Below are 14,198 nucleotides of genomic sequence, written 5' to 3'. Positions count from 1 at the left end.
CGAACGACTGTAATCTGGGAATAGGTCACTCGATATGAGACGCAAAATAGACAGGCATCTTGAAGCAGTCAGGTTATATGAGTATCACAAACAATACCTGGTGCTTTCTCATAATATGAAAACCGAGTGGCATCGCCATCCTTGTATCCAATTGAGTGTTTCATATGATTATTCACAAATGAAAATTGATACTGAACAAGGATCACAGCAAGCCTATGGTTTTATTATCGCCGGCAATATTAAACATAGATTACATTCTGAAAATAAATCCTGTTTCAATTTCCTGATAGATCCCGCTCATCCCTTATATCATTTACTGTTACATCAAATTAAAAATGCCGACATTACCTATCTCCAACCAGACTCCGCTCGTTTAATAGCAGATTATTTCATCCATTGCTTACAATCAGACGCACCACCAGACATTCTTGTCCTAAGCAATTGCTTGAATGATATTGATGATTGTAATTGTTCTCAGGATACCCGAATTATAAAAGCGACGACGCTTATTACTGAATTACCCGTTAAAAGCATCTCTTCCAGTAAAATATCAGGTCATCTCTTTCTTTCAGAAAGCCGATTTTTACATTTATTCCGGCAGGAAATGGGAACCAATTTCCGTGGTTATTTATTGTGGAAACGCTTCCATCACGCACTTGAAAAAATAGACTCACCAGATTCATTGACGCTATTGGCTTCCCATAGCGGATTTTCTGACAGTGCGCATTTTAGCCGAACAGGTATGATGTTATACGGATTCAGCCCTTCTGAATTGAAAAACGCCAGCATTGCTTTTTCTGATATTTGCCTCAGAAAGATTTCTTCGGAAAAACGATAAGATAGCCAGTTTATTCAATTAAAAAACTTCCCCCACCGCTAATCTACTTCTCTATTAAGCTCATTTTGAAAGCCAACACCAGGTAAACATAAATAACGCTATTTTCGAGTTGTGATGACAAAAAATGGTGGAAAAAATAATGCCAAAATCGTCAGTACTTACAGATAAAAAATCAAAACGTAAACTGGCTCTGCTCCTTGCAACCCTGCTATTTGTCTCTGCTGGCTTAGGTTATCTCACTTATTGGTTTACTGTGCTACGCCATTACCAAATAACCGAAGATGCTTATGTTGTTGGCAATCAAGTGCAGGTAATGGCACAGATTTCAGGCAGCGTAACAAGTATTCATGCTGACAATACTGATTTTGTCCGTCAGGGCGATATTTTGGTGAGCTTGGATGCCATTGACGCTGAGCACGCTTTTGAGCGGGCAAAAAACGTACTTGCCAATAGTGTCCGGCAAACTCATCAGGTCATGATTGATAATGAGAAATTGCGAGCCAATATCGATCTGAAACAAACAAAATTGCAGCAGGCAATAGATGATCTAAAACGACGTGAACATTTAGGAGTAACAGGTGCTATCGCGAAAGAAAGCCTGATCCATGCCCGAAATAATGTCCAGATGGCCAGGTCTGAACTGCGTTTTGCACAGCAACAATATCATGCCAACAAGGCAATGGTTATAGACACCCCGCTGAAACATCAGCCCGCTATTAAACTGGCGGCGACCCAACTCCGCGATGCCTGGTTAACTTTACAGCGCACCCGTATTGTCGCCCCCGTCACAGGTTATGTATCTCGTCGCAATGTACAAGTAGGATCACAAATTAAAAATGGTGCTCCTCTCATGGTTATCGTTCCTGCTGACCAGCTTTGGGTGGAAGCAAACTTCAAAGAAGTCCAGCTTACCCATGTTCGCATCGGTCAACCTGTAACGCTAATCAGCGATTTTTACGGTAACGATATCTCTTATACAGGTAAGGTTGTCGGTTTGGATATGGGGACGGGCAGTGCCTTTTCTTTATTGCCGGCTCAAAATGCCACTGGGAACTGGATAAAGGTTGTCCAACGACTGCCTGTCCGAATTACTCTGGAATCACAACAACTCATTGATTACCCATTACGCATCGGATTATCTATGCACGCCTCCATTGATACCAGAAATCAAGACGGTGTAGTCCTCGCCCAAGTACCTCGCCAAGGAATAGTGTATAAAACCGATGTTTTGTCTTACGACACCGAAGAAATTGAGTCGTTGATTAGTGACATTATTTCGATGAATACCAGCAAAGGATGAGATCAATATGTCACATAAGCCATTATCGGGCGCCAAACTGGGTTGGCTGACACTGGCCTTGGCACTGGCTGCTTTTTTGCAAATACTGGATCTGACAATTGCTAACGTTGCAATATCGACCATTGCCGGTGATCTGGGTGCTTCCACTTCTCAAGGAACTTGGATAATTACTTCATTTGCCGTTGCCAATGCGATTTCTATTCCATTAACCGGTTGGCTGGCAAAACGGTTCGGTGAGGTTCGTGTCTTCTTAGCATCAACGATTTTATTTATTATCGCATCCTGGTTATGCGGCATATCCAATAGCCTGGAAATGCTGATTTTATCACGCGTTGTACAAGGCGTTGCCGCAGGCCCAATTATGCCTCTTTCACAAAGTTTACTATTGAATAACTATCCCCAACCAAAACGCAACATGGCATTGGCGATGTGGTCGATGACTATCGTGGTTGCTCCTGTCTGTGGCCCTATTCTCGGCGGTTGGCTCAGTGATAGTTATCATTGGGGTTGGATATTTTTGATTAATATTCCATTCGGTTTGGCGGTTGTTGCTATCGCCTGGATATTACTCAAGGATCGGGAAACGAAAACAGAAACGAGCCCGATTAACGCGGTAGGGTTGATTTTATTGATTGCTGGTGTTGGTTGCTTTCAGTTGTTGCTTGACCGCGGGAAAGAGCTTGATTGGTTTAGCTCATCGGAAATTATTACATTAGCCATCATCGCAGTGGTTTGCCTCACTTTTCTGATTATCTGGGAACTAACTGACAACGCCCCTATCATTGATTTATCGTTATTTAAATCCCGTAATTTTACGATTGGAACCGTGTGTATCAGTCTGGCGTTTTTGCTTCACATCGGGACGCTTGTTCTGCAACCTCAGTTATTACAGATGGTGTTTGGCTACACCGCAACTTGGGCAGGATTAGCTCTGGCCCCTTTGGGTATCATGCCAATCATTCTTGCACCACTTATTGGTCGCCTCGGTTCAAAAATCGATATGCGCTATCTGGTGATGTTCAGCTTTATTGTTTTTACTTTGTGCTTCTTCTGGCGAGCTTATACTTTCGAACGTTCTATGGATTTTGCCGCCGCAGCCTGGCCTCAATTTATGCAAGGATTCGCCATCGCCTGCCTGATTATGCCGCTTAACGCCATCATCCTATCCGATATTAAGCCTGATAAAATTGCCTCTGCGGTGAGTTTGTTCAACTTCCTGCGCACTCTGGCAACATCGGTGGGAACCTCTATCACAACAACGATTTGGTCAAACCGCGAGTCAGTTCATCATGTCCAACTTACACAAGCAGTAAGCCCCTATAATCCCATTGCAACCCAAGCCTATGAAAATATGCAGCAATTTGGCCTGTCACATGCACAAATCAGTAGTAAATTAGCACACGAAATCACTAATCAGGGGCTGATTATTGCTGCCAATGAAATTTATTGGTTATTCGCCTTTCTTTTCCTGATCATGCTCTTTCTAATTTGGCTGGCCCATCCAACCACCACAGATAAAAAGCATAAAAATAAGGAATAAAAAACAGGAGTAAAAATAAAGAGTAAAATCAGCAAATACCCCCCAAAAGGGGGCTATTCTGCTATTAATTGCTTAAGTCAAAAATAATTTAAATGAGGAATTTTCTGTTTCATCATGATATTCATAGCCCAACTCATCTAAATGGCGATCAAAGCATAACTCCGAGCCTGAAAGCTCAAAAGCAGCCAATACACGCCCATAGTCTGTGCCGTGGCTACGATAATGGAACAAGGTGATATTCCAATGAGTGCCCAATGTTTGCAAAAATTTCAGCAACGCCCCCGGAGATTCAGGAAAGGCAAAACTAAATAATCGTTCCTGCAATGGCTTGGATGGCCTGCCGCCTATCATGTAGCGAACGTGCAGTTTCGCCATTTCATCATCAGTAAAATCAGCTACCTGATATCCCGATGCTTTTAGTTCTTCAATGATTTCTCGACGTTCAGCATTTCCACGACTTAATCTGATACCAACAAAAATACAGGCTTTGCTTGGATCGGTGGAATCTGAGTAACGATAGCTGAATTCTGTCACAACACGGGTGCCCAATATTTGGCAAAAATTCAGGAAACTGCCCTTTTGTTCAGGAATAGTGACCGCCAGCAAAGCTTCACGTTGCTCTCCCAGCTCACAGCGCTCTGAAACATAACGCAGACCATGAAAATTCACGTTGGCACCAGAAAGAATATGCGCTAACCGCTCTCCTTGAATCTGATGTTGCTGAACATATTTCTTCAATCCCGCCAATGCCAGTGCACCAGAAGGCTCAGCAATTGCCCTGACATCTTCGAAAATATCTTTCATGGCAGCGCAAATAGCATCACTGTCTACCGTAATAACATCATCAACATATTGCTGGCATAAACGGAATGTTTCATCACCAATACGTTTAACGGCTACACCTTCCGCAAATAATCCAACCCTTGGTAAATCAACCGGATGCCCTGCTTCCAGCGCGGCTTTCAGACAAGCAGAGTCTTTAGCTTCCACGCCTATCACTTTCATTTCAGGCACAAGTTGTTTGATAAGAACTGCGATCCCCGCAATTAATCCCCCTCCACCAACAGGAACAAAGATGCGGTCAAGGTAAACATCCTGCTGCAATAATTCCATCGCCAACGTTGCCTGACCCGCGATCACTGTAGGATGGTCAAACGGGGGAACAAAGGTGTAGCCATGCTCTTTTGCCATTTCGATCGCTTTTGCTTTCGCTTCATCGAAGTTTGCGCCGTGTAACAGCACTTCCCCACCAAAACCGCGTACTGCATCGACTTTAATATCCGCGGTAGCTATTGGCATCACGATAATAGACTTTACACCAACCTTACTGGCCGATAACGCAACGCCCTGCGCATGGTTGCCCGCCGATGCCGTAATAACGCCTTTGGTTTTTTGCTCTCCCTTCAAACCTGCAATCATCGCGTATGCACCACGCAATTTGAAACTGTGTACTGACTGGCGATCTTCCCGTTTAACTAAAATGGTATTATTTAAACGAGCAGAGATTTTTTTCATTTCCTGTAACGGGGTAACTTGTGCAACATCATAAACTGGTGAACTCAGTGCGGCTTTGAGATATTCCGCGCCTTTGGGTTCAGAATTAAGAGAATAAACCGCCACCATTAACCCCCTAGCTTAGCCTTATCACGCACAGCCCCTTTGTCAGCACTGGTCGCCAACGAAGCATAAGCCCGCAATGCAAAAGAAACCTGACGTTTTCTGGAGTTAGGTGTCCACGCCTCATCACCGCGGGATAATTCAACCTGTGTGCGTTCAGCAAGTTCTTTTTCGCTAACATCTAACTGGATTTTGCGGTTTGGAATATCAATATCGATGATATCGCCATCATAAATTAACCCTATTAAACCGCCACTTGCCGCTTCTGGGGAGATATGACCAATGGATAACCCCGATGTGCCTCCCGAAAAACGGCCATCAGTGATCAATGCGCAGCTTTTGCCTAATCCCATCGATTTCAAGTAGGTCGTGGGATAGAGCATTTCCTGCATGCCGGGGCCACCTTTCGGGCCTTCATAGCGAATGACAACGACATCGCCTGCCACGATTTTCCCACCCAAAATCGCGTCTACCGCATCTTCCTGACTCTCATAAACTTTGGCAGGGCCACGGAAAATCAAGCTGCCTTCATCCACCCCCGCCGTTTTCACGATGCAGCCATCCACAGCAACATTACCAAACAGAACAGCTAAACCTCCATCTTGACTGTAAGCATGTGCACGCTCACGAATACAACCTTTCTCACGGTCAGTATCCAACGATGGCCAACGACAATCCTGCGAGAAAGCTTGGGTAGTACGAATTCCGGCCGGCCCTGCCGCATACATGCTCTTAACATCTTCATCTTTTGTCAGCATGATATCGTACTGAGCCAATGTTTGTGGTAAGTCCAAACCCAGGACGTTTTTTACATTTCGCTGCAACAACCCTGTACGATCCAGTTCTCCAAGAATACCAATCACTCCACCAGCACGGTGTACATCTTCCATATGATACTTCTGGGTACTTGGAGCAACCTTGCATAAATGAGGAACCTGACGAGACAGGCGATCAATATCTGCCATCGTGAAATCAACTTCACCTTCTTGCGCCGCTGCCAATAAATGCAGAACAGTGTTCGTCGAACCGCCCATCGCAATATCCAGTGTCATGGCATTTTCAAATGCGGCTTTAGTTGCAATATTGCGTGGTAAAGCGCTGTCATCATTTTCTTCGTAGTAACGTTTGGTTAATTCAACAATGCGCTTACCCGCGTTGATGAATAGATTTTTGCGATCTGCATGTGTGGCGAGCAGTGAACCATTCCCCGGTTGCGAAAGCCCTAATGCTTCAGTCAAACAGTTCATTGAGTTCGCAGTGAACATGCCAGAGCAAGAACCGCATGTCGGACAAGCCGAACGTTCGATTTGGTCACTTTGTTCATCACTGACGTTTGGATTGGCTCCCTGAATCATGGCGTCAACCAGATCCAACTTGATGATCTGATCAGATAAGCGTGTTTTACCCGCTTCCATTGGGCCACCGGAAACAAAAATAACCGGAATGTTCAGACGCAAAGAGGCCATAAGCATCCCCGGCGTGATTTTGTCACAATTAGAAATACATACCATGGCATCAGCGCAGTGGGCATTGACCATGTATTCCACCGAGTCTGCGATCAATTCACGCGAAGGCAGTGAATAGAGCATGCCGCCATGCCCCATCGCAATACCATCATCAACCGCGATGGTATTGAATTCTTTCGCCACTCCCCCTGATGCTTCAATCTGTTCTGCCACCAGCTTGCCGAGATCACGCAGATGGACATGGCCCGGCACGAACTGTGTGAATGAGTTAACAACGGCAATGATGGGTTTCCCAAAATCGGCGTCTGTCATACCTGTAGCCCGCCATAAAGCACGGGCTCCCGCCATATTGCGGCCGTGTATTGTTGTAGCAGAACGGTATTTCGGCATTGTCTTCACTCCCAAATCTGTCTTATCTAATTAACTTCAACAATTAAAACAGGCGGGGAACGACCGCCTGTTGGGGGTTATATTTTTTATTAAGGATTAACGGGATCCAGCCAACCCCATTTATCTTCTGTCGTACCATTAAACAGGCCAAAAAACGCATTTTGGATTTTTTTGGTGATAGGGCCACACTTGCCAATACCAACCTGAATGTCATCTACACTACGAACTGGCGTGATTTCCGCCGCAGTTCCTGTCATGAATACTTCATCCGCCAAATAGAGTGATTCACGAGAAAGTGTCTGTTCGCGGACTTCCAGGCCAAGATCCTGCGCCAACTTGATAATCGCATCACGAGTGATCCCCGGCAGGGCAGCGGAAGTAAATGGCGGCGTGAACAGAATTCCATCTTTCACTTCAAATAGGTTTTCACCTGCCCCTTCTGAAATATAACCATTAACATCCAAAGCAATCCCTTCCTGATAACCATGACGCCTTGCTTCACTTCCCACCAGCAGAGACGAGAGATAATTACCTCCTGCTTTCGCTCCTGTCGGGATAGTATTTGCTGCTACGCGATTCCATGACGAAACCATCGCATCAATGCCTTGCTCCAACGCTTCTTCTCCGAGATAAGCGCCCCACGGAAAAGCCGCAATAATGACATCTGTTTTATAGCCAGCAGGAGGATTCACCCCCATTCCAACATCACCAACAAATACTAATGGACGAATGTAAGCACTAACCAATTTATTTTTGCGGAGTGTTTCGCGGCAAGCTTCCATTAACTCATCAACACTCTGGCTCACTGGAAAACGGTAAATCTTGGCTGAATCACGTAAGCGTTGCATATGTTCACGATGACGAAATACAACAGGACCTTTGTGAGAATCATAGCAACGGATACCTTCAAATACTGAAGTGCCATAATGCAGGGCATGGGACATAACGTGAACTTTAGCATCAGCCCAAGGCACCATTTCACCATTGAACCAAATATAATCAGCTTGCTTTGTCATTCTAAATCTTCCTTCGATTGCGCACTATGCGCTTATTAATTGTGATTTTTTATGTTGGATCTCAACACCAGCAACATCCACTAATTTCATCAATTGAGAAAAAAGTAAATTAACGGGACGCTGACTGGCTACTGTGAGTTCAATGCTTACATTATCACTATCTATTGTATGATCCATATTCAATGCGCGTATCTGAAATCCACGATGACGGGTAACTCTCAGAATTCGTTCCAAAATCTCAGGACAAAATTTTGCCTGAATAGCAAGTTGATGCTGCATCATAATGACTTCTCCAACATGGTATCGTTGCTTGCGCCTGGTGGAACCAATGGCCAGACGTTCTCTAATTCATCAATAGATACGTGTAATAAATAAGCGCCATCACTGTTGAACAAAGCATCCAAAGCTTCACTTACTTGCGCTGTATCGGTGATTCTTTGCCCCGGAATATCAAAGGCTTGTGCCAACGTAAGAAAATCCGGGTTATCAGTTAAGATAGTTTCGCTGTAACGTTTTTCAAAAAACAGCTCTTGCCACTGGCGAACCATCCCTAGTCGTTGGTTATCCAATAAGATCATTTTAACCGGCAATTGTTTACGTTTGATTGTTCCCAACTCCTGAACATTCATCATGAAAGAGCCGTCACCAGATATACAGATAACCGTATCTTCAGGACGTGCCATCTGAGCACCAATTGCCGCTGGAATGCCAAACCCCATCGTGCCCAAACCACTTGATGTGATGAAATTCTCTGGCTGGCTAAATGTCATGTGCTGGGCAGTCCACATTTGATGTTGTCCAACATCAGTTGTAACCACAGTATTAGGCGATGCACGATCCGAAATCTGTTTCAACAACAGCGGGGCATAAATGCTTTTCCCCTGATAGTCATAACGCCACGCATGATCATTTTTTAATTGCTTGATTTCTTGCTGCCAGTCCTGAATTGATACAGATTGCTGTAACTGAGGTAACAATGTTTTTAAATCACCCAATAATGAAACATGGGTTTGACGTAATTTATTGAACTCAGCAGGATCAATATCTAAGTGGATCACTTTGGCATGAGGAGCAAAGGTATTCAGCTTTCCAGTTACGCGATCATCGAAACGAGCACCAACGGCAATTAATAAATCACAGGATTGAACAGCAAAATTAGCCGCTTTGGTTCCGTGCATCCCTAACATGCCCAAATAACACTCATGCTCAGGATCCGCAGCCCCCAAACCTTTCAAGGTGGAAACAACAGGTATTCCGGTTTCTGCAACAAAACTGCGAAATTCAGGAACGGCACCAGACATTCCAACGCCGCCGCCTACGTACAAGACGGGTTTGCACGATAACGCCAACAGTTGACGAGCCTGATCCAGCTCTTGCTCAGGGAATGGAAATGTTGGCGAGTCTGATAAATCTGATACCAGATACGGAGTAAAATCACCTTGAGCCAACTGGATATCTTTCGGTAAATCAACTAAAACAGGGCCGGGACGTCCACTCATGGCAATCGTAAAAGCATCAGCCATGATTTGGGGTAATTTTTCCAGTGAATCTACAAGAAAACTGTGTTTTGTGCAGGACAGGGACATTCCCAACATATCGATTTCCTGAAAGGCATCCGTCCCTATAAATTCCGAACTCACCTGACCAGTAATCGCCACAACAGGAACAGAATCCAACAAGGCATCAGCTAACCCCGTGATTAAATTTGTTGCACCCGGCCCTGATGTTGCGATACAGACTCCTGGCTTACCACTTGCTCTGGCATAGCCGATTGCTGCCATGACAGCACCTTGTTCATGACGGCATAACACGTGCTCAATTCCTCCGTCATACAGCGCATCATAAACCGGCATAATAGCCCCGCCGGGATAACCAAAAACTTTTTCAATTCCCTGCGTTCGTAATGCTTCTATAACCGATTGTGCCCCGTTCATTGCCGCCTCCCCTGTTATGTTTACCTTGCAATTGGCCATTGTGATGTTGTGTTATGCTCGTTGTCAGGTGCTAAAAACCGTGCCAAAAAAAACCCCCGCGCCTTTCGGTGCGGGGGTCTTTTTTGAATCCGGCTATTTTTCTGTCTAAGCCTTCATTCGTCCAAGTGCAGCCCCGCACGGTGGAATAATCACCACCACGCTCACAATAATTAGGCTAATCACTAGGACAAATGTGTTCATAATTTTGTTCGTTTTAACTCGTATGCTTGACGTATATTTAAGAGTTACCACTTTCTGTGATCATTGACAATGATTATTTTTATTTTTTCATAACAAAATTATTTTATTTATATTTTTCATTCAGATAGATATATAAACAGATAAATTCACTGAAATTTATTACTTTTTCACTCGTAAAGAATCACTATCTGTTTGTTTTGTAAAATATTTAATAAACCAAATAATAAAAAGAAAGTTAATCATCTCGCTACAAATAATACGACATAACAACATAACCCAAATTAGTATAGTTGGTTAATAGTTATTACCATTAACAAAATACGCCCCAAAGAAACATTAGAAAAAATCATTAATAAAATAAGTAAAGCAGTTTGAAAACTATGACATCTGTGTGCCTTTAGAAGGTGTTAGTGGGAAGACTTCTGGTTGTTACATTATTCATAAATAACATTAAGTTATTATCTATCTCTAAATAAAAAATAATCCCACAACAGTCGAAATGATAAATATATTTACGAGCCTTTTCGCAAAATAGGCAAAGACGACTTTTTATTATTTTTTATCGATTCATGATAACTGCTTTCTTGCTAAGGAGAGCACCATGACACTCGCTGTCATTCACACACGGGCAACAATTGGTATTGATTCCCCAATCGTCACAATAGAAGCACATATCAGTAATGGCTTACCCGGTTTAACACTCGTCGGCTTACCTGAAACGACTGTTAAGGAAGCCAGAGATCGTGTCAGGAGCGCTCTGATCAATAGCGGTTTTATTTATCCCCCTAAAAGGATAACTGTCAATTTAGCACCAGCAGATCTCCCCAAAGAAGGAGGAAGATATGATTTACCTATCGCTATAGCAATCTTGGCAGCATCAGAGCAAATCACAACAGAAAAGCTACACCATTATGAATTTTTAGGAGAATTAGCGCTTTCTGGTGAAATACGACGAGTCACGGGAGCTATCCCAGCAGCATTGAGTGCAAAAAAGGCAGGAAGGCAACTTATTCTCTCCTCAGAGAACCAAGCTGAACTGGCAATCTTGTCCCAGAACGAAACATTAATGGCAAACCATTTACTTCAAGTCTGCCATTTCCTGAAGGGAGAAAAAACTTCTTTATCCTCCCCTTCTCCCATAGAAATACAAACTGAATCATCTATCTTAGATATGCAGGATATTATCGGACAGGAGCAGGCAAAACGAGCGCTGGAAATTACTGCCGCCGGCGGTCACAATCTTCTGCTACTTGGCCCCCCTGGAACAGGTAAAACTATGCTTGCGAGCCGGTTATGTAGTTTGCTGCCTCCATTAACGCATCAGGAAGCGCTAGACGTCGCAGCAATCAAAAGCTTAGCTGGTAATCCGGTTAACCCTCAAAAATGGCATACACGGCCATTTAGAGCGCCTCATCACAGTTCATCAATGGCCGCTCTCGTTGGAGGCGGTTCAATACCTAAACCCGGAGAAATTTCTCTTGCTCATAATGGGGTGTTATTTCTGGACGAATTACCTGAATTTAATCGAAGCGTTCTTGATGCACTCCGTGAGCCTTTAGAGTCCGGTGAAATAATAATATCCCGAGCAAGAGCAAAAGTCTGTTTCCCCGCCCAAGTTCAACTGATTGCAGCCATGAACCCAAGCCCAACTGGCTACCATCAGGGATTACATAACAGAAGTAGCCCGCAACAGGTATTACGTTACCTTTCCAAACTCTCAGGCCCTTTTTTAGATCGTTTTGATCTTTCGATTGAAGTCCCTTTGCTTCCTCCCGGAATTCTCAGTCAATCATTAGTAAAACATGGAGAAAGTAGCCATAAAGTTAAAAAACGGGTACAAGCCGCCAGAAACATACAAATAGAGCGATGTGGGTATATCAATGCTCATCTCAATAGCAAACAAACTGAAAAGATCTGCAAAATTAAAATTGAAGATGCCATTTTTCTGGAAAATACTTTATTGAAATTGGGATTATCTATACGTGCTTGGCACAGAATACTCAAAGTTTCCCGTACAATTGCAGACTTAAAAGAACAAAAAGAAATAGAAAAACCCGATATTATGGAGGCACTCAGCTACCGATGTATGGATAGGTTACTTATTCAACTACAAAAACAGACTGGGTAAATTAGAAGAGGGGCGATTTGCCCCTCTTAATAGATGATTAATATCAATGCTGGTATTAATCATCAGTATCGGTATAGTCCTCTGTGGAGTCTACCTGCGGTTTCCCGCCGGAAAGAGTATGAAAACGTTTTGGACGGCTAATTTTTGCCAAATATTTAGTCCATACTTTTTCCTCTGTCGTTGCAGGTGCACGTTCACCTCGACAAACTGCAACAAACAGTTTTTCTTCTTCTGTTTGAGGTTCACGTTTACCAAGATCCAATTCATTGAACGCATGACCATGACGTTCTAACAATTGGGCCTCTTTGATGGTGAAATCACCATGACGGGAAAATCCACGTGGATAGTTTTTATTATCAAAAAAACGATTAGTCGTGATGAAGCTTTCAGCCATCTGACACACTCCTAACTCTGATGTCATACCAATTATGGCGCGGAGTATTAGGGAGGCTTGACATTCTGTAAAACAAAATATTTAAATCTTAACGACAAAAACTATTGGAGATGCATGTGGACACTGAATTACTGAAAACCTTTTTGGAAGTCAGTAAGACTCGTCACTTTGGTCGGGCAGCTGAATCGCTCTATCTAACACAATCTGCTGTTAGCTTTCGGATCCGCCAACTCGAAAACCAGTTGGGTACCAATTTATTTACACGGCATCGCAATAATATCCGCTTAACTGCGGCCGGAGAGCGCCTTGTGCCCTATGCAGAGTCGCTAATGAATACATGGCAATTAGCAAAGAAAGAAATCAACTACGTTGCCCAACATACAAAACTTTCCATCGGGGCTACAGCCTCCTTATGGGAAGGCTACCTGACATCCTGGTTAAATACGTTTTACAAATTCCATCAAGAAACGAGAATCGAATCTCTGGTATCTACGCGCCAATCACTGGTCAAACAATTACATTCTCGTGAATTAGATCTTTTAATTACCACGGAACCGCCAAAAATGGATGAGTTCCAAAGTCAGTTGATTGGTAACATCCAGCTTGTTCTATTAACGACCCAGCGTAATCTTGAAAAAGGCGTTGAGAACTACATTAAGTTGGAATGGGGCGCTGATTTCCATCAACAAGAACAACAAATTTTAAAGCATGATCACCCTCCTATCATTACAACCACATCAGCACATATTGCGAGAGAATTATTGGATAGCGTGAATGCTGCAACCTTCCTCCCAATACACTGGCAAGAAAAATACCCAAAACTCGTAGCCTCACTTGATAATGAGTTAATAGAACGCCCACTGTACGCTGTGTGGCTGCAAAATAGTGATCAACAAGCCTTTATCCAACAGTTACTAAAAATTCCTGTTGAAAAAGCACCTATAACTGCCTGAAAGCTGTTTTCATAGTAAAAATAGGGAAAATGCGCAGGAGAACAAAGCCTGCAATTAAATTAGAAAGATAGATAAGAAACTACACGGAGAAATGATAAATAAAGAAAAAACCCAGCTAAAGCTAGCTGGGCTATTAATCTGAAAGCTATATCAATTATTACTTAGTTGTTAACTGGCAGGGGCGGAGAGGCTCGAACTCCCAACACCCGGTTTTGGAGACCGGTGCTCTACCAATTGAACTACGCCCCTAAATACGGTGGCGGTGCGGACGGGACTCGAACCCGCGACCCCCGGCGTGACAGGCCGGTATTCTAACCAACTGAACTACCGCACCACCGAATTTCTTTTTCCCGCTGCCTTTGGTACCGGCAACCGGCTGTTA

At 43.6% G+C, this 14,198-nt stretch carries 12 protein-coding genes and 2 tRNA genes; 5 read left to right on the top strand and 9 right to left on the bottom strand.

What is annotated here, in order from left to right; translation table 11 throughout:
- The first annotated feature begins 34 nt into the window (after positions 1-34).
- The 3 genes from Xenpb_RS03920 (at position 35) to Xenpb_RS03910 (ending at position 3,678) form a co-directional block, all read left to right on the top strand.
- Positions 35-838 (top strand): helix-turn-helix domain-containing protein, encoded by an 804-nt coding sequence (locus tag Xenpb_RS03920; protein ID WP_187653179.1) that lies wholly within the window; start codon positions 35-37, stop codon positions 836-838.
- Positions 839-962: 124 nt separating this feature from the next.
- Positions 963-2,138: a multidrug efflux MFS transporter periplasmic adaptor subunit EmrA gene (gene emrA, locus Xenpb_RS03915; protein WP_187653178.1), complete on the top strand. Its 1,176-nt coding sequence runs from the start codon at positions 963-965 to the stop codon at positions 2,136-2,138.
- 7 nt (positions 2,139-2,145) lie between these two features.
- The gene (locus Xenpb_RS03910) at positions 2,146-3,678 is read left to right on the top strand and encodes a DHA2 family efflux MFS transporter permease subunit (protein ID WP_187653177.1); all 1,533 of its coding nucleotides are present in this window, start codon (positions 2,146-2,148) and stop codon (positions 3,676-3,678) included.
- A 72-nt stretch (positions 3,679-3,750) separates the two neighbouring features.
- On the opposite strand, the gene ilvA is transcribed toward Xenpb_RS03910, so the two are convergent.
- The 6 genes from ilvA to ilvL all read right to left on the bottom strand — a co-directional run bounded on the left by ilvA (position 3,751) and on the right by ilvL (position 10,341).
- Positions 3,751-5,301 (bottom strand): threonine ammonia-lyase, biosynthetic, encoded by a 1,551-nt coding sequence (gene ilvA / locus Xenpb_RS03905; protein WP_187653176.1) that lies wholly within the window; start codon positions 5,299-5,301, stop codon positions 3,751-3,753.
- Complete coding sequence (ilvD, locus tag Xenpb_RS03900) at positions 5,301-7,151, bottom strand: dihydroxy-acid dehydratase (RefSeq protein ID WP_187653175.1); 1,851 nt, start codon at positions 7,149-7,151, stop codon at positions 5,301-5,303. The genes ilvA and ilvD overlap by 1 nt, the downstream gene beginning before the upstream one ends.
- Positions 7,152-7,240: 89 nt before the next feature.
- Positions 7,241-8,167 (bottom strand): branched-chain amino acid transaminase, encoded by a 927-nt coding sequence (locus Xenpb_RS03895; protein ID WP_099112758.1) that lies wholly within the window; start codon positions 8,165-8,167, stop codon positions 7,241-7,243.
- A 24-nt stretch (positions 8,168-8,191) separates the two neighbouring features.
- A complete protein-coding gene (ilvM, locus tag Xenpb_RS03890) occupies positions 8,192-8,449 on the bottom strand; it encodes an acetolactate synthase 2 small subunit (protein ID WP_187653174.1) in 258 nt (85 codons plus the stop codon).
- A complete protein-coding gene (gene ilvG / locus Xenpb_RS03885) occupies positions 8,446-10,101 on the bottom strand; it encodes an acetolactate synthase 2 catalytic subunit (protein ID WP_187653173.1) in 1,656 nt (551 codons plus the stop codon). Before ilvG ends, ilvM begins: the two co-directional genes overlap by 4 nt.
- Positions 10,102-10,245: 144 nt before the next feature.
- Positions 10,246-10,341 (bottom strand): ilv operon leader peptide, encoded by a 96-nt coding sequence (gene ilvL / locus Xenpb_RS03880; RefSeq protein ID WP_099112761.1) that lies wholly within the window; start codon positions 10,339-10,341, stop codon positions 10,246-10,248.
- A gap of 601 nt (positions 10,342-10,942) precedes the next feature.
- Here ilvL and Xenpb_RS03875 point away from each other — a divergent pair.
- Positions 10,943-12,469 (top strand): YifB family Mg chelatase-like AAA ATPase, encoded by a 1,527-nt coding sequence (locus Xenpb_RS03875; RefSeq protein WP_187653172.1) that lies wholly within the window; start codon positions 10,943-10,945, stop codon positions 12,467-12,469.
- 55 nt (positions 12,470-12,524) lie between these two features.
- Here Xenpb_RS03875 and Xenpb_RS03870 read toward each other — a convergent pair whose 3' ends face one another.
- Positions 12,525-12,863, bottom strand: coding sequence for a DUF413 domain-containing protein (locus Xenpb_RS03870; protein ID WP_099112763.1), 339 nt, complete (start codon positions 12,861-12,863; stop codon positions 12,525-12,527).
- 116 nt (positions 12,864-12,979) lie between these two features.
- Here Xenpb_RS03870 and hdfR point away from each other — a divergent pair, with 116 nt between their 5' ends.
- A complete protein-coding gene (hdfR, locus tag Xenpb_RS03865; protein ID WP_208620372.1) occupies positions 12,980-13,816 on the top strand; it encodes an HTH-type transcriptional regulator HdfR in 837 nt (278 codons plus the stop codon).
- Positions 13,817-13,989: 173 nt separating this feature from the next.
- On the opposite strand, the gene Xenpb_RS03860 is transcribed toward hdfR, so the two are convergent.
- Together Xenpb_RS03860 and Xenpb_RS03855 are read right to left on the bottom strand one after the other, a co-directional pair.
- Positions 13,990-14,065: transfer RNA gene (locus Xenpb_RS03860), tRNA-Trp, on the bottom strand.
- 8 nt (positions 14,066-14,073) lie between these two features.
- Positions 14,074-14,150: transfer RNA gene (locus Xenpb_RS03855), tRNA-Asp, on the bottom strand.
- Positions 14,151-14,198: the final 48 nt, after the last annotated feature.

This window comes from Xenorhabdus sp. PB62.4, from assembly GCF_014467285.1.
Taxonomy (GTDB): Bacteria; Pseudomonadota; Gammaproteobacteria; order Enterobacterales; family Enterobacteriaceae; genus Xenorhabdus.
Note: the sequence above shows the minus strand (reverse complement) of the source record. Positions and strands in the feature narration are given on the sequence as shown.

Excerpts from the sequence above, each read along its gene's own strand:
- Xenpb_RS03920 (WP_187653179.1), top strand. The coding sequence starts at position 35 with ATGAGACGCAAAATAGACAGGCATCTTGAAGCAGTCAGGTTATATGAG.
- emrA (WP_187653178.1), top strand. The coding sequence starts at position 963 with ATGGTGGAAAAAATAATGCCAAAATCGTCAGTACTTACAGATAAAAAA.
- Xenpb_RS03910 (WP_187653177.1), top strand. The coding sequence starts at position 2,146 with ATGTCACATAAGCCATTATCGGGCGCCAAACTGGGTTGGCTGACACTG.
- ilvA (WP_187653176.1), bottom strand. The coding sequence starts at position 5,301 with ATGGTGGCGGTTTATTCTCTTAATTCTGAACCCAAAGGCGCGGAATAT.
- ilvD (WP_187653175.1), bottom strand. The coding sequence starts at position 7,151 with ATGCCGAAATACCGTTCTGCTACAACAATACACGGCCGCAATATGGCG.
- Xenpb_RS03895 (WP_099112758.1), bottom strand. The coding sequence starts at position 8,167 with ATGACAAAGCAAGCTGATTATATTTGGTTCAATGGTGAAATGGTGCCT.
- ilvM (WP_187653174.1), bottom strand. The coding sequence starts at position 8,449 with ATGATGCAGCATCAACTTGCTATTCAGGCAAAATTTTGTCCTGAGATT.
- ilvG (WP_187653173.1), bottom strand. The coding sequence starts at position 10,101 with ATGAACGGGGCACAATCGGTTATAGAAGCATTACGAACGCAGGGAATT.
- ilvL (WP_099112761.1), bottom strand. The coding sequence starts at position 10,341 with ATGAACACATTTGTCCTAGTGATTAGCCTAATTATTGTGAGCGTGGTG.
- Xenpb_RS03875 (WP_187653172.1), top strand. The coding sequence starts at position 10,943 with ATGACACTCGCTGTCATTCACACACGGGCAACAATTGGTATTGATTCC.
- Xenpb_RS03870 (WP_099112763.1), bottom strand. The coding sequence starts at position 12,863 with ATGGCTGAAAGCTTCATCACGACTAATCGTTTTTTTGATAATAAAAAC.